Origin of the sequence: Thalassospira sp. GB04J01, assembly GCF_000751115.1 — a bacterium.
Classification (GTDB): Bacteria; Pseudomonadota; Alphaproteobacteria; order Rhodospirillales; family Thalassospiraceae; genus Thalassospira; species Thalassospira lucentensis.
Map to the genome: position 1 here is coordinate 104881 of NZ_CCDX020000006.1, position 16574 is coordinate 121454.

A 16574-nucleotide genomic window follows, 5' to 3' on the forward strand; every position below is an offset into this window, starting at 1 on the left:
ACAGGACGCTGGTCAACACAGAATTCAGTGCAGGAAATATCATGAGCGACAATAGCAGCGGAAAAGGCGGTTCACGTCGTCGCAAGGGTTCGGCCATTGCCGCAATTGATACCGGCGCACGCCGTGGCCTGCGTACACGTGTCAAAAGTGCCAAGGGGCGCAAGATTTCATCGACACGCTGGCTCGACCGGCAGCTCAATGACCCCTATGTGCAAGAAGCAAAACGTCTTGGCTACCGGTCGCGTGCAGCGTTTAAGCTGATTGAAATCAACAACCAGTTTGATTTGCTCCGTCCCGGAATGCGCATTGTCGATTTGGGCGCTGCACCGGGCGGCTGGACGCAGGTTGTGGTCGATATGGTCGGCTCAAAGCAAGGCAAAGGTCAGGTTGTTGGCCTTGATATCCTTGAATGGGAAGGTCTGTCAGGTGCGACCTGTCTTCAGGCCGATTTCCTCGATCCGGCAGCACCCGACATGATCAAACACGCCCTGCAGGGCCCGGTTGATGCGGTGATTTCCGATATGTCACCGGAAACCACCGGGCACCGCCAGACCGATCACATTCGCATCATTGATTTGGTCGAACATGCGTTGCTGTTTGCCGAGGAAGTTCTTGCACCGGGCGGTATTTTTATCGCCAAGGTGTTTAAGGGCGGTACGGAAAACGACCTTTTGAACCGTGTGAAAAAGAACTTCCGCGTTTCCAAGCACGCCAAACCACCGGCATCGCGCCCGGAAAGCCCGGAAGCCTATTTGATCGCGACTGGTTTCCGTGGGCAGAATAATGCCGAAAACGACATCAATAGCGCAGAAATCCCCGAAGACGACAATTGGTCGCCGGTTGAATAGCACGGACTAATTCGCCGGTTTCCGGCGTGGCGGCCTCGTCACGCACATCGTGATTAATCGCAAATGACGTTGCGCTATATCAAATAGTTTCGTGTCGATTGTGGGTTACACTTCTTCCAAAGTGGGCACGCTTGGTCACAGAAAGTCCAAGCGTTTTGGTTGGTTCTATCTGACCAGAATTCGCGGGGGCTATTGGATGAAGCATGATCAGTTGTTTCTTACGGGTGTCGAACGTTATTTCGATGATACCGAAATCATCGTATCAAAAACCGATACCAAGGGGCGTATCACCTACGCCAACGATGTTTTCCTGCGTGTCGCAGGATATAGCGAAAAGCAGTTGTTGGGCCAACCCCACAGTATTATTCGTCATCCCGATATGCCGCGATGTGTTTTTTCATTGCTGTGGGAAACAGTTGCGGCGGGGCGCGAGATCTTTGCCTATGTGATTAATCGCTGTGCCAACGGGGATCATTACTGGGTTTTGGCCAATGTAACGCCGACCATCGGACGGGATGGCAAGATCATCGGATATCATTCCAATCGCCGGGTGCCACGTCGTGACGCGCTAAAGCAGGTGATCCCGCTGTATGCAGCCCTATGCGAGGAAGAAGAAAAAGAACGCAACCGTAAGGAAGGTATGGCGCGCAGCACGGCAAAGCTGGGGGCGCTTTTGGCGGATGCGGGAATTGATTACGATCAGTTTGTTTTTACCCTGTAAGCCGTTTGTGCCGGGAAAACAAAAAAGGGGGCTTGCCTGACGGCAGCCCCATCGACCAGTTTCTAACGCAACGCACAAAATATTGCAGCAATAAATTCGCAGGGCTGTTATGGGCGCAGAAAACTTGGCATATAGGTCATAACGTGTATAAGTTCCGCGCCAACTCAGATTAACGAGGTGGCCAGATGACCCGCATAGCAGAAGCCCTGACGTTTGACGACGTATTGATCAAACCCGCCGCATCCGAAGTGTTGCCGGCTCAGGTGCAGACAAATACCCGCATTACCAAAAAGATTGACCTGAAAATCCCGCTGCTTTCCTCGGCTATGGATACCGTAACCGAAAGTGCAATGGCGATTGTGATGGCACAGCATGGCGGCATGGGGGTCATTCACAAGAACCTCGATATTGTCCAGCAGGCCGAAGAAGTTCGCCGTGTGAAGAAGTTCGAATCGGGCATGGTGGTGAACCCAATTACCATTCATCCCGATCAGACGCTGGCTGATGCGCTTGATCTTATGGACATCAATCACATTTCCGGTATCCCGGTTGTCGAACGCAGCACAAACAAGCTGGTTGGCATCCTGACCAACCGCGATGTGCGTTTTGCCTCCAATCGCGCGCAGCCGGTTTCCGAACTGATGACCTTTGAAGGTCTGGTCACGGTCACCGAAAACGTAAATACCGAAGAAGCTAAAAAGCTTTTGCACCAACACCGCATTGAAAAGCTGCTAGTGGTTGATGATGCCTATCGCTGTACCGGCCTGATCACGGTCAAGGACATCGAAAAAGCCAAACTGCACCCAAACGCCTGTAAGGACGAAAGTGGTCGTCTTCGCGCAGCAGCGGCAACCGGTGTTGGCGAAGCCGGTTTTGAACGTGCAACGGCCCTTATCGAAGCGGGCGTTGATGTTCTGGTGATTGATACCGCACACGGTCATTCGTCTGGCGTGATCAAGGCTGTCGAACAGATCAAAGCAAAATTTGGCGACATCCAGATCATAGCCGGTAACGTTGCCACCGCCGATGCGGTTAAGGCATTGTCTGAGGCCGGTGCTGATGCGGTGAAGGTTGGTATTGGCCCCGGGTCGATTTGTACGACCCGTATTGTTGCAGGTGTTGGCGTTCCACAGCTTACCGCTGTTTTGGAATGCGGTGAGATGGCGCACAAGCTTGATATCCCGATCATTGCCGATGGCGGCATCAAGTTTTCCGGTGATATCGCCAAGGCCATGGCCGCAGGTGCAAGTACCTGCATGGTGGGCTCACTTCTGGCTGGGACCGACGAGGCACCGGGCGAAGTTATCCTGTATCAGGGCCGTTCGTATAAATCCTATCGCGGGATGGGCTCGGTCGGTGCGATGGCACGTGGTTCAGCGGATCGCTATTTCCAGGAAGACGTTCGCGACAACCTGAAACTGGTGCCTGAAGGCATCGAAGGGCGCGTTCCGTACAAAGGCCCGGCAGGTCAGATCATCCATCAACTGGTGGGCGGTCTTAAGGCATCAATGGGTTATACCGGTTCGGCAACCTTGGCCGATTTCCGCACGCGTGCAGAATTTGTTCGCATCACCAATGCGGGGCTGCGCGAAAGCCATGCCCATGATGTGACCATCACCCGCGAAGCCCCGAACTATCGTCCGGGCAGCTAAGTGCGGGTTGCTTTTTGATTGGCTGGTCTGCCCTGCTTTTGATGTGGTTGGCGAATGATTAAAGCCATGATATGAGCGGCAGACAATTTTAGGTGACGGCAGGCTTTACCTGCCGTCATCAGCTTTTTTTATCGTAAGGTGAACATTCCGGTCCCATATAGGGATCGTTGATCTCACCTCGCAAACAGGTTGGAAAATCGTTTTGAAACCCGGTGCTCGTATCGCGGCCGTCATTGAACTCTACGACGGTTGGACCCATACCAGAGACGACGCAGATCGCGTTGTATCAGGCTATTTCGGATCACGCCGTTATATTGGCGGTGGCGATCGCCGTGAAATCAGCGAACGTTTTTATAACCTGATCCGTCATCAGGCCCGTCTGGGCTGGTGGCTGGCAGAATGCGGTTATGAATTCCAGGACGGCCGGGCGCGCATGATTGCCGATCTGGTGCTTCATGATAATTTGAAGCCCGCCGATCTCGAAGACCGGTTCACCGGCGAACAATTCTGCCCAGATCCGCTTCATCCCAATGAAAAGCACCTGATCAACAAACTGTCGGGCAAGACGCTTGATCATGATGGGCAGCCCGGCGCTGTGAAAACCGAACTGCCAAAATGGCTGTATTCGGAACTGCTCAAGCTCCATCATGAAAACCTGCCCGAAGAAATGGCGGCTTATAATAAGCCCGCCAAGCTTGATCTTCGGGTGAACCGCCTACGCGGGACTGTCGATGATGCCATCAAGTCGCTTGAGGCGGACGGCATCAAGAACATCAAGAAAACCCCCTATGCGCCAAATGGTCTTCGGTTGCCGCTGGGGCTGAATATGCTGGTGACGGCGGCCTATAAGGATGGCCTGATCGAAATTCAGGACGAAGCATCCCAGATTTGCGTCAATATCGTCGATGCGAAGCCGGGAATGACCATCCTTGATATGTGTGCGGGGGGTGGTGGCAAAACCCTTGGTATTGCTGCTGACATGCGCGGTAAGGGCCGTATCCTTGCCTGCGATACCCACGCCGCGCGCCTTGATAACGCACGTAAGCGTGCGCGCCGTGCCGGGGCAGGCGACTGCATCCAGCAACGCATTATTTCTGATGAACGCGACACATGGTTGCGCAGCAAATCCGGGTTCTTTGATCGCGTCTTGCTTGACGTTCCGTGTTCGGGCCTTGGCACGTTGCGCCGCAATCCGGCACTTCGTTGGCGGATTGGTCAGCGCGATGTCCGTGCGATGATGGCCGAACAAAGCAAAATCCTCAAAGCCGGTGCCGCACGTGTGACACGTGGTGGTCGGTTGATCTATGCGACCTGTTCGATCATGCCCGAGGAAAACGAACGTCTGATCGAAACCTTTATGCGCGATCGTAAGGACTTCAAACCGGTTCCGATCAGTGATATCTGGCCCGATGCGCCAAAATCCGTGCCGGTACCGGGCGGTAAAGACAAGCCATGGCTGCGTCTGTCGCCCAACGTGCACGGCACTGACGGTTTCTTTGTCGCGGTGTTTGAACGCACGGCAAAAGGCAAGGCAAAGTAATGATGCTTGTGGTTGCGGCATACTCCCAACGATCCTTGCCCGCTACCGCCCTTACTCTGCCCGCTACCGGCCTTATGACTTTGGCTCTGACACATATAAAAAAGGCCCTGCGCGCATCTGCCGCAGGGCCAGTTTTATTTTACCGTGAACGCAAAGTTGCGTTGAAGATATCTTCTACAGTCTGCTCGGGCCACCAAACCAAACCCGTCTCTGAAAATCAGGCAGAAAGCTTATTCGGTCTTCTGGGCTGGTTCGTTGGTTGCGCCGTCTTTGGTCATGGCATCGTTGTTAAGCAAGTTATTCATGCCCGGAACAGCACTACCGTCTTCTTCGGTCTGTGGGCTGGCCTCAGTCTTGCTGTCTGCCATCGGATCGGACTTGGGCTGTACTTCGCCGATTTCCGCATCCGGTGCCGGGATTTTTGGGATTTTGACCGCACCGGTTGCATTGCTGGTTTCTTCGGCGCCGATAATCGCAAGCGGATTGTCGCCTTTGGACTGGGTCATGGCAATGGCGGTGGCGGCACCGGCCACAAGAATAAGACCCGCGACGGTAAGTGCGACTTTACTACCCTTGGAATTGCTCATGGTTATGTGTCCCTATTTCTAATCAGTGTTGATGTGCTCATACGTGGACGCGTTTTTGACCGCGTTCCGTTAAAGGGGAATGTGCCTGCCCATTGCGCTTTAAAAAGGGACCAATTGTGTATTTTTCAGGGGACGAAGCGCGCAAAAAGGTCGCAATTATCCCCAAACACCCGGTTTATGGGTGAAAGTTTTTTGAATGCATCGGTGGGGGACGGTTTGCGCCGGGTTGCCCATAGCGATGGTTTGGCGTATGTACGGCGCAACCCCATCTTCGACGGAGATACGGCCCGATGACTGATCGCGTGCTGATTATTGATTTCGGATCCCAGGTCACCCAGCTTATTGCACGTCGCGTACGTGAAAGCGGTGTCTATAGCGAGATCCACCCTTTTAATAACATCTCGGATGAATTCCTGGATGAATATGCCCCCAAGGCGGTCATCCTTTCGGGTGGACCGGCGTCTGTCCATTGGGACAAGGCACCATCTGCTCCGGCCAAAGTGTTTGATCTTGGCGTGCCGATCTTAGGCATTTGCTATGGTCAGCAGACTATGGTCAATCAGCTGGGCGGCAAGGTTGCCACATCTGACCACCGTGAATTTGGTCGCGCCTTTGTTGATGTGATCGAAGATTGCGCACTGTTTACCGGCACTTGGGCCGAAGGTGCACGCGAACAGGTCTGGATGAGCCACGGCGACCGCGTTGATGCGCTGCCTGATGGCTTCCGGGTTGTAGGCAAATCCGATGGCGCCCCGTTTGCCGCCATCGCCAATGATGACAAGAAATTCTATGCCGTGCAGTTCCACCCCGAAGTGGTCCATACCCCGCATGGCGCACAGTTGCTCAAAAACTTCACCCATGGCGTTGCCGGGTGTTCGGGCGACTGGACGATGAATGCCTATAAAGACGATGCGATTGAAAAAATCCGCAAACAGGTCGGTGATGGCAAAGTCATCTGTGGCCTGTCGGGTGGTGTTGATAGCTCCGTCACCGCGGTTCTGATCCACGAAGCGATTGGCGATCAACTGACCTGTGTGTTTGTCGATCACGGTTTCATGCGCTCAGGCGAGGCCGATCAGGTCGTCACCCTGTTCCGCGATCATTACAACATTCCACTGGTCCATGTGGATGCCACTGACACCTTTATCGATGCCATCGAAGGTGAAATTGATCCGGAAACCAAACGCAAAACCATCGGTCGTCTCTTCATCGAAACATTCGAAGAAGAAGCCAAGAAGATCGGCGGTGCAGATTTCCTTGCACAGGGCACACTCTATCCTGATGTGATCGAAAGCGTGTCATTCACCGGCGGGCCGTCCGTCACGATCAAATCACACCACAATGTCGGTGGTTTGCCAGAACGGATGAACATGCAACTGGTGGAGCCGCTGCGTGAATTGTTTAAGGACGAAGTCCGTGACCTTGGCCGTGAACTGGGCTTGCCCGATAGCTTCGTCGGGCGTCATCCGTTCCCGGGGCCGGGGCTTGCGATCCGCATTCCAGGGCAGCCGATTACGCGTGAAAAGCTTGATATTCTACGCAAGGCCGATGCGATTTACCTCGAAGAAATCCGCAACGCGGGTCTTTATGACGCCATCTGGCAGGCTTTTGCTGTCTTGCTTCCGGTACGCACCGTTGGTGTGATGGGTGATGGTCGGACATATGATTATGCCTGTGCGTTGCGCGCGGTGACCTCAACCGATGGCATGACGGCGGACTTCTTCCCGTACCCGCCAGAACTGCTGGGCCGCATCGCCAACCGGATCATCAATGAAGTCAACGGCATTAACCGTGTCACCTACGACTTCACCTCCAAACCACCCGGAACGATCGAATGGGAATAAGTTTTCCGATACCGGAAACCATAAACGGCGCGTCCCAAAGGGCGCGCCGTTTCATTTTGATACTTTAAGCCCACTCACGGTGGGCGATGGGGGCGGAAAGGCTTAACGCAGTGCTCGCCCATCAGCATCCCAGTCCTGCCATCCCGGAAAGCTTAGCGGTTTTGCATTGTCAATCTGCGTCACATGTTCCGCCCAGCCATCAAGCAGAGCTTGAAGGTAGCGTCCAAGCGCATCGTTTGATTGATAGCTGTAACCATGGCCTTGGACGCCGTACGCCGTAAACGGGGGCAGGACCGTAAAGCCCATATAATGCAGCGAATAATGTATGGGCCACAGCAGCGTGTCGGGATCGCCACCACGTGCGCCGGGGCCAAAGGCCTGGGCAGGCGCACCACTGGTCATGGACACAAGGGCGCGCTTGCCCCGGAAATACCCGGCGTCATAGCGCATCTTGCTGCTGTATAGACCTCCACTGACAAACACCCGGTCCATCCATCCTTTCAAAATGGCGGGCATACCATGCCACCAAAGCGGGAATTGCAGGATAAGCAGATCGGTCTGCTCAAGTCGATCAATCTCGCGGGTTACATCCGGGGCGAGTGTTCCGCCCTTATAGGCATGGCGTTGTTCGCCAAGCGGGGCGAAAACATCGCGATTTTCACGGTTCTGATAATGGCGGGGCGCCTCGACCGGATCGAAGCCCTCGGCATAAAGGTCGGACACTGTGACCTCGTGCCCGGCACGGCGCAGTGCATCACCGGCTTTCTGCGTCAGGCTGGCGTTAAAAGAGTGTGGTTCCGGGTGGGCATGAACAATCAGAACTTTCATGATGCGCCTTTCGATGTTGGGCCGTTGTTGGCTTTCTTCCGGCTTTACGTCGGGTTGGCTGCATTCTATGGTTGTTTATCTGTGTCGGTAAATTCGATGAATTTGGTAAATGAGTTTGCAAAAATGAACAGTGATCTTAACTGGGATGATCTGAAAATTGTGCTGGCGATTGCCGAAAAGGGATCGTTATCAGGGGCGGCACGCCAGTTGGGGGTTAGTCATGCCACGGTGTTCCGGCGCCTGAATGATCTTGAGGAACATCTTGGTGTTGAGCTGTTCCTTCGTGACCGTCGCGGATATCAGGTCACGACCGCCGGACAGGAAGTTGCCGACAACGCACAGGTCATCGCCGCTGCAATTTCCGCTGTCGAACGCCGGGTGATTGGCCAGGACCTGAAACCATCGGGCACGGTCAGGCTGACCACAACCGATACGTTGCTCTGGGGTGTCCTCAGCCCAATACTGTCAAGGTTTCGGAGCACATTTCCCGATATCGCGCTTGAGGTCATTGCATCGAACAATCTTTTTGACCTGTCGCGGCGCGAGGCCGATGTCGCCCTTCGTCCCGCGACAAACCCGCCAGAAATTCTTGTCGGTAAAAAGGTTGGCGTGATCACACAGGCCATCTATCGCCATCGCGACTTGCCCGTCGATGAGGCGACCAACTGGATCGGCCCGGATGACGCAATGGGGTATCCTCCTTTGCGTAACTGGATGGATCAAAACGGGTTTCTGGCACAGTGCGATTATCGCTGCGATACGATCATGGGCATGTTCGCAGCCCTTCGCAATAAGACCGGGCAGGGCATTTTGCCCTGTTATCTTGGCGATGGGGCGCGAGAATTGATCCGTGTAGGGGCCCCTATTGATCTGCTTGCCACAGACCTCTGGCTTCTCACCCATCCTGATTTACAACGAACCGCGCGCATCCGCGCAGTACTGGATTTTATCGATGATGCGATGCGCCATTTGGCGCCGCAAATGGGTGGAGGTAAATCCGCCGCGTAATCCCTTTCGAACTGCACGCATTCGAAATTGCCAGCTGCACTGTCAGTCAACAGTCAGGTAGGATAAGCGACAATAGTGATGCAATGACGAAGCCGACGAGTAAGCCCAACGCTTTTCATGTCTGATTGACTGTATCCATATTCGACCGTATGCGGTTTTTAGGTGTTGAAGCCCTGTTTCAGCTAAATAAAATTGATAGTGAATATTGTGAGCGCAAGGTGAATTGATCAATTATCAGAAAATGCCATATTTAATTGAGATGTCGTGCGAGATCTAAGCGCATTTATAAATTTTCTTATAATCTAACTGGTAATTTAGTTGATGATTTATGATGCCTGTTTTATTTTTGAGGGTCCCTGATTTTTGGAGTTTAAAATAATCACTATGTCTATATTTGAAACATTGCAGAGTTTGCATCTAACTTCGAAGGATAGTCGTGTTGTTTTCAATGACAGGACAAGGGATGTTGAAGGATTGAGAGTTTGGAAGGATAAAGTAAGTGGAGTCATCTACATAGATGAATTCTATACTGGAAATGAAACTTACATTAAGGGTTCGTACCGGGAAGACAAGTCAATACAGTTAAATACTGGAAAGCCAGATTTTGAAAGAGCGAATGATTCTGAAAGACGGTTTAAGTCAAATTTCAAGTATGTCGCTGGAAAGAAGGTGGTTGATTTTGGTTGTGGAAGTGGTGATTTTTTGAGACTGGCTAAGCCTTATTGTGAAAGTGTTTTAGGCATTGAACTTCAGAGGGATTATATTGATGGTTTGAATTCTGATGGAATCAGATGCTTAAATGACATTGATAAAATTGAAGACTCATCAGTTGACGTTGTTGTTTCTTTCCACGTAATAGAGCATCTACCAAGCCCTCTGGAAACGCTTAATGAGCTTAAGTCGAAGGTTGTAAGTGGTGGAATGATACTTATTGAGGTTCCTCACGCAAATGACTTTCTTTTGTCAGTTTTAGGGTGTGACCAATTTAAGCAATTTACGTTGTGGAGCCAGCATCTGGTGCTTCATACACGTGCCTCATTGAGGCGAACTTTAGAGTATGTGGGTTTAGAAAACGTGCAGATAGAGGGTGTTCAAAGGTATCCTTTGTCAAATCACTTACATTGGTTGTCGAATGGTAAGGCTGGCGGTCACAAGTCGGCACTATCGATGTTGGAATCAGCTTCACTCTTTGAAGCTTATCAACATTCTTTGGCTCGAATCGATGCTACTGACACGTTGGTGGCAATAGCCAAAGTGCCATAGTGCGAGGTTGAAGCTTCGCAATCGCATTTCCATCAACGCCTTGATAGAATTGCGATTGGACATACTCTTACTGCCGGAACTTAAAAACCTCGCGTTCATTGTGCGCGAGGTTTTGTTTTGCTTTGGCTAAGCTGTTGAGATTGTCAATTCGGCGGCGGCCCATCCGACCCGCAATCATCCGTCGAATTGCACGCATTAGATAGCGCCTGTTGCACACTGCGCTGCCAGTTAAAGGTCAGACACGATGACAGCGACACTGTTGCAACGATCAGAATGATCAGGTGAAACGGGCGCATTTAAAACTTAGCTCCTCAGCGCAGGCAATCCGACACCAACATTTTCGAATCCACCATCTGCGGCAATGATCTGTCCGGTGACAAAGCTTGACTTGTCCGAGCACAGAAACGTAATCACCTCGCCGATTTCGGTTTCATTGCCATAGCGGTTAAGGGGCATGGCATTGAGATAGGCCGAGATGATTTCCGGTGAATGCACCGCCATCGCCAGTTTGGTTTTCACAGGGCCAGGGCAGACGCAGTTGGAACGGATGCCATATTCGCCAAGCTCGGCCGCCTGTTGTTTGGTCATGTGAATGACAGCGGCCTTTGATGTGCCATAGGCTACACGAAGGGTTGATGCCCTAAGGCCGGAAATCGACCCGATATTGACAATCGCGCCCTTGGCTTCCTTGAGTGCTGGAATGGCCGCCTGTGAGACAAGAAACACCCCGTCAAGGTTGGTGTCCATAATCCGGCGCCATGCGGCAAAGTCGGTTTCCTCAATCGGCAGGAAGTCGGCAACCCCGGCATTGTTGACCACTGCATCAATGCGCCCGAATGCGGACAGCACCGCATCAATCATCTGGTCAACCTGCTTTGGGATTGAAACGTCACATTCAAACGGTTTGGCGCCGGACATATCAGCAGATGCAGATTTTAGCTCATCCCCGTCACGATCAATCATCGCCACGCACCAGCCCTGTTCGATAAACAGTTTGGCAGTTGCAAGTCCGATCCCGCGTGCGGAACCCGTGACCAAGGCTACTTTCTGCGTCATTCCAAACGTCCTTTCCTGAAACATTCCCTTATCACCGCGGCATTTGGCCATCGGTGTCGGTGCCGTTAAGTCGTGCACACCTGTTGTTGCCCCATTTAGGCAAATCAAACAGGGCACGGCAAGCATCAGATCAAGGGTGGTTACGCAAATCTGCTGTTAAACGATGAGGGCCCTAGTAAATGAACAACTGAGCCGCATAAACCAGCATCGAAATCACGCAAATGAAATAGACAATCGAGCGCACACCGTTGATGCCCGGAAGTCTGCTGATGCCTGCGATGTAAAAAGTCGCATGCGCCAGACGGCAAAGCAGGAAAACCACTGCACAGGTAATCGTTACCGTGTTTGATATGCCTGCGGCATGTGCAGTCAGGGCAATGATCGCAAAGGGTAAAAGGTTTTCCAGATGGTTTTGATGGGCCCGCAACCCACGCGCGGCCAAGCCGCTGCGTTCAGGCAGGTTATCGCGATTGCCCATCAAGCGTTTGCCGCCGACGCCACGCTGTTTGGCATAGGCATAATTATAGACCCACGGAAACGTCAGGCAGAGTATTGCATTGAGCACAAGAATTGAAAGTTCGTAGGTCACTGGAAATCCAAATTTTACGGGTGATGAACGCCCTACGTAATATGCCCGGCAATTGGATCAGTTTTAGGGGATCTAAGTGTTGCATGCCTTGGAGCACGCTCCGTCCGATATAAGTGGATCAGACGCATTATATGGACACTAGGTTAGCGCGGATGCTTGTTTGAGATCATGTCTTCCCAAACCTGTTGCAGGCGACGGTTGGCCGCGTGAAACCGGGTGACGTCGGCCTCGGACGGATTGGGGGCGTGATCCTTTATCGCATTCCACGCGACTTCCATATCATCCCATGCCTGAACCACTTCGCTGGGCAGTGGTTCAATGCCAGTTTCCGAGTTCTTGCAATGTGCAGCCAGACCAAACTCCCAGTCCTTGAAAGTCTGTTGCAGTTTTGCGTGCTCCGGGATCGGGCGCGGCGTCATGGATGCCTCCTTTGAAAATGGCTGTCACCTATGACATAGAAGTCAATGATGACAGCCAATGTCGGATCAAAGGCAATTTCATGGCATGAGGGATGCTACACTCGTCTTCAGTGCTTGAAGGGGCTTGTCGTTTATCAGGGTTTCTCAAATTCAAGAAGATCACCGGGCTGGCAGTCAAGTTCCTTGCAGATGGCGGCCAGCGTTTCAAACCGCACGCCGCGCACTTTCCCCGATTTCAAAAGCGACAGGTTCTGTTCGCTAATGCCGATTTTTGACGCAAGGTCCTTGGACTTCATTTTGCGTGTTGCCAGCATCACATCCAGCCGGACAATGATGGCCATCAGACAAAGCTCCGGTTTTCGGCATCAATACGAACCGCTTCGCCCAGGACCCAGGCAATGACGATGATCAGCCCACCAAGGAAAAGTGTGCTGGCCTCGGCATTGCTGAGCCCGATGGACAAAACGCGCTCGCCTTCCGGGCGGTGGAAGGTGGCAAGAACCGATGTTAGCGCCCCGGTCACGGGCTTGATCAGAGTTTGCGCCAAAAGCGCGATGCCAAAGGCCTTTAAGTGCAGGATCGGTTCGGGATTGAAGATGACGTCGCGGGCAAAGGCGACAAACATTTTGCGCAGGCGATAAAGCCCATAGGCCATCACCAGCGACGGGATCATCATCACTGCCATCGTGACATATTTCTGCCAACCCGACAGGGCGTGAAGTTCGGCAAGGCTGATCGTCATCTGACTGGTGCTGACCTCGGCCCAGCCCGGCGCGTACCAGATAAGTGGAACGACGCAAATCTGAAAAAGAATCGCAACAGCACAGGCCCAGTGCAGGAGTGTGCTGACCATGCGGACACGTTTAAACGTTGACGGGGTTGGCATATGTGGGGCTCCTGATAGGATGATTTCGAAATATCACGATTTAATTAATGCAAAACATTAATAAATTATCGAAAAGAGTCAATCATGATTCTCGAAAGACCAATTCATAAATGCCAAACAATGCTCGTTGAATGGCGTGCTGCCGTGGAAAACAGGTATTTCAAATCGGCTATTCTTGGAAACGGGATTTAGGCCTTGTTGCATCGTTCCCCTTGCCACCGGGGGATGGACGTGGAAAATAGGGGGTATGTCAGAAAGCAAAGCCGCACCCCGTAAGTCCGATGCTACACCTACGTCTGCGACCACAAAAGATGGCGCGGATTTAAATTGTGATGAATGCGATACCGCTGCCCGTCTTGGCCTGAGTACCGAGCAAGGGGCGGCTGTCACGCGCGATGCATCGCGGGCTATGGGAACGGATTTATCCTTGCCCCATATTGAAGCGGCGGCGAAAATCTTTTCGTTGTTGGGTGATGCCGGGCGTTTGCAGCTTGTTCTGCGATGCATTGAAAAGCCCCAGACCGTTGGCGAACTGGCCGACGCAACCAATATGTCACAATCGCTGTGCAGCCATCATTTGCGCCATTTGCGCGATCAACGGGTTCTCGCATCCGAGCGCCGTGGTCGGCATATTTTCTATCAGATCGATGATGAGCATATCTCGCGCGTGGTGCGCGATGTTTTTGCGCACGTGACCCACGACTGATCTGCGACACAGACTTCTGGTTTGACCTTAGGATTGTTTTTCCTGTCACCCTTTCGGTGGGTGGCACTGTTTGGCGTGTCAGATCAGGACATTCAAATATCTGTTTGAATGTTATTGACAGATCAATATATGAATCATAGTTTGAATATAACATATGAATGAAATTTTGATCTTTGTGAGGTAACAGATGTCTTTCATCGCGAAATGGGAAGATGTTCCGGCGATTGGAAATTGCGCACAGTGCCAAACGGCACTTGTTGACGCCTTGCGCACGGCCTTGCCCAATCAGCAGTTTGAAAGCGACGGGCAGGGGGTAAAGTCACAGCAGCCCCTTGATTCTGACGCGTTGGTCGTTGCCAGCGATGTTCTCAGCACGCATGCCAAGCACGTATCGCATTATCACTGGCAGGTATCGGGCATGGATTGCGGATCCTGTGTGGCAAAGATCGAAACTGCCTTGGGTAAAACCGCCGGTGTTACCTGTGTCGATGTTTCGATGATGCGTGAAACCGTCACACTTGGCCTTGGCGACGGGGGGCCTGAAACCCGCAATGCCATTACGCATGCCTTGAATAAGCTTGGCTACCCGGCACAGGAAAAATCGACCAAGGGCGATAAGGCTTCGGCGGGGAAAGGTTGCTGCGCGGATAAATCGAGCACAGATGCTCCGACAAATGCAGATGCGCATGACGATGCAACAGGTCAAAGCCTAATGCGCCGCCTGACCCCGTGGTCCTCGGAAAATGATGAAATTGCCTTTGCGGTGCTTTGCCTTGTGATCGGTGGGCTTATTGGTGCGGTGATCCCGGCAACTGCCCCCTATGCTATATCGGTGGGCTCTGTGCTCGCGGCTGTCCCAGTGATGAAAAAGGCCTTCCGTTTGGCGCAAAGCGGTGCGATTTTCTCGATTGAACTTTTGATGTCAGTCGCAGTCCTTGGCGCGGTTGCCATTGGCGAAAGTCTTGAGGCCGGGATGGTTGTCGTGCTGTTTGCCATCGGTGAACGGCTTGAAGGTGTTGCCGCCGGGCAGGCGCGCAAGGGGGTCAAATCCCTGATGAAGCTGACACCTGAACAGGCGCGCCGTGTCGTACAAGGTGGCTTTGAAGACATCACACCAGGCGACCTTACCCTTGACGATATTGTTGAAGTCCGTCCGGGTGAACGTGTCCCGGTCGATGGTGTTGTTGATAAAGGTGCGGCAGAAATTGATAACAGCCACCTGACCGGGGAATCTGTCCCGGTCTATAGCGACGTTGGTGCGGAAGTCTTTGCCGGGGCCATTGTCACCGACCGTCCGGTGCAAATCCGTGTCACCCGTGCCGCTGGTCAGACGATGCTGGATCGGGTGATTGAGCTGGTCGAACAAAGCGAAAAGCACAAGGCACCTGTTGAACGCTTCGTTGCCAAATTCGCCCGCATCTACACGCCGATCATTATGGCACTGGCGGCATTGACCGTGGTCATCCCGCCAGTTCTGTTTGGGCAAGCGTGGGAAGAATGGATTTATCGCGGTTTGGCCTTGCTTTTGATCGGGTGCCCTTGTGCGTTGGTGATCTCAACCCCGGCGGCGGTGACTTCCGCACTGGCGCGTGCCACCAAGATTGGTTTGTTGGTTAAGGGTGGTGCTGCGCTTGAGTTGATTGGTGCCGTGCGCACCATGGCGTTTGATAAAACCGGCACCCTGACCGAAGGCAAACCAAAACTGGCCGAGATCAAGACCGCAGACGGATACGGCGAAAACGGCGTTCTGACGATTGCCGCCGCCCTTGAAACGGTCACATCCCACCCCTTGGCCCGTGCCGTGGTTGCCGCCGCCAAAAGCCGTAATCTTGATCTGCCGGTGATTGAAGACGCCCGCACCATCGCAGGCGCCGGGGTCGAGGGCCGGATTGATGGCACGCTGTATCGGGTTGGCGCGGCCAAACGGTTGGATGTGACCCCGGATGGGGAAACTGCCAAATGGCTGTCTGATCAGGAAGAAGACGGCAGTACCGCCGTCATTGTTCTGAAAAATGATCAGATCATCGGCGCATTGGCGCTGCGTGATACGGCACGTGGCGACGCCAAATCCGCCTTGGCCGAACTTAGCAGCCTTAACATTACCCCGGTGATGTTAACCGGGGATGCTAATCGGGTTGGTAAACGCATGGCCGCCGATCTTGGCATCGACTACCGTGCGGAGTTGCTGCCCGAGGATAAGCTGAATGTTCTGGCCGAACTGCGTGATGACCCGAAACGATCCGGTCCGGTGGCGATGGTGGGCGATGGCATCAATGATGCCCCGGCCTTGAAATCGGCCGATGTCGGGATTGCGATTGGTGGCGGGACGGACATCGCGCTTGAAGCCGCCGATGCGGTGGCGGTGCGTGATCGTCTTGGTGATGTGGTTAATCTTGTGAAACTGTCGCGGGCCGCACGGCGTGTCATTCGTGAAAACATCACGATTGCCTTGGGGCTTAAGGCAGTCTTCTTGGTGACATCCATCACTGGCCTGACTGGCCTGTGGCTGGCCGTTCTGGCCGATACCGGCGCAACCGTTTTGGTGACGATCAATAGCCTTCGGCTGTTGATGGCGCTGCGTGGTTCGAAATAATCAGGAAGTGTTATTCTGTCCCTGAAAGGAGAAA

Annotated in this window: 17 protein-coding genes; 9 read left to right on the top strand and 8 right to left on the bottom strand. The window is 53.0% G+C overall.

Annotated elements, in window-relative coordinates; translation table 11 throughout:
- Positions 1 to 41 precede the first annotated feature (41 nt).
- The 4 genes from AMM48_RS04280 to AMM48_RS04295 all read left to right on the top strand — a co-directional run bounded on the left by AMM48_RS04280 (position 42) and on the right by AMM48_RS04295 (position 4761).
- Positions 42 to 848, top strand: a complete 807-nt coding sequence (locus AMM48_RS04280; protein WP_022733213.1) for an RlmE family RNA methyltransferase — start codon at positions 42 to 44, stop codon at positions 846 to 848.
- A 196-nt stretch (positions 849 to 1044) separates the two neighbouring features.
- A complete protein-coding gene (locus AMM48_RS04285) occupies positions 1045 to 1569 on the top strand; it encodes a PAS domain-containing protein (RefSeq protein WP_101304234.1) in 525 nt (174 codons plus the stop codon).
- Positions 1570 to 1754: 185 nt separating this feature from the next.
- Positions 1755 to 3221: an IMP dehydrogenase gene (gene guaB, locus AMM48_RS04290; protein WP_102783056.1), complete on the top strand. Its 1467-nt coding sequence runs from the start codon at positions 1755 to 1757 to the stop codon at positions 3219 to 3221.
- 202 nt (positions 3222 to 3423) lie between these two features.
- Positions 3424 to 4761 (top strand): RsmB/NOP family class I SAM-dependent RNA methyltransferase, encoded by a 1338-nt coding sequence (locus tag AMM48_RS04295; protein ID WP_102783057.1) that lies wholly within the window; start codon positions 3424 to 3426, stop codon positions 4759 to 4761.
- A 230-nt stretch (positions 4762 to 4991) separates the two neighbouring features.
- Here the strand turns inward: AMM48_RS04295 and AMM48_RS04300 are convergent, their stop codons facing one another.
- On the bottom strand, positions 4992 to 5348 hold the full coding sequence (locus AMM48_RS04300) for a hypothetical protein (RefSeq protein WP_102783058.1): 357 nt from the start codon (positions 5346 to 5348) through the stop codon (positions 4992 to 4994).
- Positions 5349 to 5638: 290 nt separating this feature from the next.
- Here AMM48_RS04300 and guaA point away from each other — a divergent pair, with 290 nt between their 5' ends.
- On the top strand, positions 5639 to 7192 hold the full coding sequence (gene guaA / locus AMM48_RS04305; RefSeq protein ID WP_102783059.1) for a glutamine-hydrolyzing GMP synthase: 1554 nt from the start codon (positions 5639 to 5641) through the stop codon (positions 7190 to 7192).
- A gap of 102 nt (positions 7193 to 7294) precedes the next feature.
- Here the strand turns inward: guaA and AMM48_RS04310 are convergent, their stop codons facing one another.
- Positions 7295 to 8020 (bottom strand): NAD(P)H-dependent oxidoreductase, encoded by a 726-nt coding sequence (locus tag AMM48_RS04310; RefSeq protein WP_102783060.1) that lies wholly within the window; start codon positions 8018 to 8020, stop codon positions 7295 to 7297.
- A 123-nt stretch (positions 8021 to 8143) separates the two neighbouring features.
- Here AMM48_RS04310 and AMM48_RS04315 point away from each other — a divergent pair, with 123 nt between their 5' ends.
- Together AMM48_RS04315 and AMM48_RS04320 are read left to right on the top strand one after the other, a co-directional pair.
- Entirely contained in the window at positions 8144 to 9028 is an 885-nt protein-coding gene (locus tag AMM48_RS04315) for a LysR family transcriptional regulator (RefSeq protein ID WP_102783122.1), read from the top strand.
- 384 nt (positions 9029 to 9412) lie between these two features.
- Positions 9413 to 10291, top strand: coding sequence for a class I SAM-dependent methyltransferase (locus AMM48_RS04320; RefSeq protein WP_102783061.1), 879 nt, complete (start codon positions 9413 to 9415; stop codon positions 10289 to 10291).
- Positions 10292 to 10434: 143 nt separating this feature from the next.
- Here the strand turns inward: AMM48_RS04320 and AMM48_RS22135 are convergent, their stop codons facing one another.
- From AMM48_RS22135 to AMM48_RS04345, 6 genes are all read right to left on the bottom strand, one after another.
- On the bottom strand, positions 10435 to 10587 hold the full coding sequence (locus AMM48_RS22135; RefSeq protein ID WP_158246424.1) for a hypothetical protein: 153 nt from the start codon (positions 10585 to 10587) through the stop codon (positions 10435 to 10437).
- A 7-nt stretch (positions 10588 to 10594) separates the two neighbouring features.
- Positions 10595 to 11347, bottom strand: coding sequence for an SDR family oxidoreductase (locus tag AMM48_RS04325; protein WP_102783062.1), 753 nt, complete (start codon positions 11345 to 11347; stop codon positions 10595 to 10597).
- Between the two features lie 172 nt (positions 11348 to 11519).
- Positions 11520 to 11936 carry an MAPEG family protein gene (locus AMM48_RS04330; RefSeq protein WP_102783063.1) on the bottom strand — a complete coding sequence of 139 codons (417 nt, stop codon included), beginning with the start codon at positions 11934 to 11936 and terminating at the stop codon, positions 11520 to 11522.
- Between the two features lie 143 nt (positions 11937 to 12079).
- Positions 12080 to 12355, bottom strand: a complete 276-nt coding sequence (locus AMM48_RS04335; RefSeq protein WP_102783064.1) for a hypothetical protein — start codon at positions 12353 to 12355, stop codon at positions 12080 to 12082.
- 134 nt (positions 12356 to 12489) lie between these two features.
- Positions 12490 to 12696, bottom strand: coding sequence for a helix-turn-helix transcriptional regulator (locus AMM48_RS04340; RefSeq protein ID WP_022733202.1), 207 nt, complete (start codon positions 12694 to 12696; stop codon positions 12490 to 12492).
- Positions 12696 to 13241 (bottom strand): DUF2975 domain-containing protein, encoded by a 546-nt coding sequence (locus AMM48_RS04345; protein ID WP_102783065.1) that lies wholly within the window; start codon positions 13239 to 13241, stop codon positions 12696 to 12698. The genes AMM48_RS04340 and AMM48_RS04345 overlap by 1 nt, the downstream gene beginning before the upstream one ends.
- A gap of 247 nt (positions 13242 to 13488) precedes the next feature.
- On the opposite strand from AMM48_RS04345, the gene AMM48_RS04350 reads away from it, so the two are divergent.
- Together AMM48_RS04350 and AMM48_RS04355 are read left to right on the top strand one after the other, a co-directional pair.
- On the top strand, positions 13489 to 13947 hold the full coding sequence (locus AMM48_RS04350; protein ID WP_102783066.1) for a metalloregulator ArsR/SmtB family transcription factor: 459 nt from the start codon (positions 13489 to 13491) through the stop codon (positions 13945 to 13947).
- Between the two features lie 187 nt (positions 13948 to 14134).
- Positions 14135 to 16540, top strand: a complete 2406-nt coding sequence (locus AMM48_RS04355; RefSeq protein ID WP_102783067.1) for a heavy metal translocating P-type ATPase — start codon at positions 14135 to 14137, stop codon at positions 16538 to 16540.
- Positions 16541 to 16574: the final 34 nt, after the last annotated feature.

Coding starts and splice junctions, on each gene's coding strand:
- AMM48_RS04280 (WP_022733213.1), top strand. CDS start 42: ATGAGCGACAATAGCAGCGGAAAAGGCGGTTCACGTCGTCGCAAGGGT.
- AMM48_RS04285 (WP_101304234.1), top strand. CDS start 1,045: ATGAAGCATGATCAGTTGTTTCTTACGGGTGTCGAACGTTATTTCGAT.
- guaB (WP_102783056.1), top strand. CDS start 1,755: ATGACCCGCATAGCAGAAGCCCTGACGTTTGACGACGTATTGATCAAA.
- AMM48_RS04300 (WP_102783058.1), bottom strand. CDS start 5,348: ATGAGCAATTCCAAGGGTAGTAAAGTCGCACTTACCGTCGCGGGTCTT.
- guaA (WP_102783059.1), top strand. CDS start 5,639: ATGACTGATCGCGTGCTGATTATTGATTTCGGATCCCAGGTCACCCAG.
- AMM48_RS04310 (WP_102783060.1), bottom strand. CDS start 8,020: ATGAAAGTTCTGATTGTTCATGCCCACCCGGAACCACACTCTTTTAAC.
- AMM48_RS04315 (WP_102783122.1), top strand. CDS start 8,144: ATGAACAGTGATCTTAACTGGGATGATCTGAAAATTGTGCTGGCGATT.
- AMM48_RS04320 (WP_102783061.1), top strand. CDS start 9,413: ATGTCTATATTTGAAACATTGCAGAGTTTGCATCTAACTTCGAAGGAT.
- AMM48_RS22135 (WP_158246424.1), bottom strand. CDS start 10,587: ATGCGCCCGTTTCACCTGATCATTCTGATCGTTGCAACAGTGTCGCTG.
- AMM48_RS04325 (WP_102783062.1), bottom strand. CDS start 11,347: ATGACGCAGAAAGTAGCCTTGGTCACGGGTTCCGCACGCGGGATCGGA.
- AMM48_RS04335 (WP_102783064.1), bottom strand. CDS start 12,355: ATGACGCCGCGCCCGATCCCGGAGCACGCAAAACTGCAACAGACTTTC.
- AMM48_RS04340 (WP_022733202.1), bottom strand. CDS start 12,696: ATGGCCATCATTGTCCGGCTGGATGTGATGCTGGCAACACGCAAAATG.
- AMM48_RS04345 (WP_102783065.1), bottom strand. CDS start 13,241: ATGCCAACCCCGTCAACGTTTAAACGTGTCCGCATGGTCAGCACACTC.
- AMM48_RS04350 (WP_102783066.1), top strand. CDS start 13,489: ATGTCAGAAAGCAAAGCCGCACCCCGTAAGTCCGATGCTACACCTACG.
- AMM48_RS04355 (WP_102783067.1), top strand. CDS start 14,135: ATGTCTTTCATCGCGAAATGGGAAGATGTTCCGGCGATTGGAAATTGC.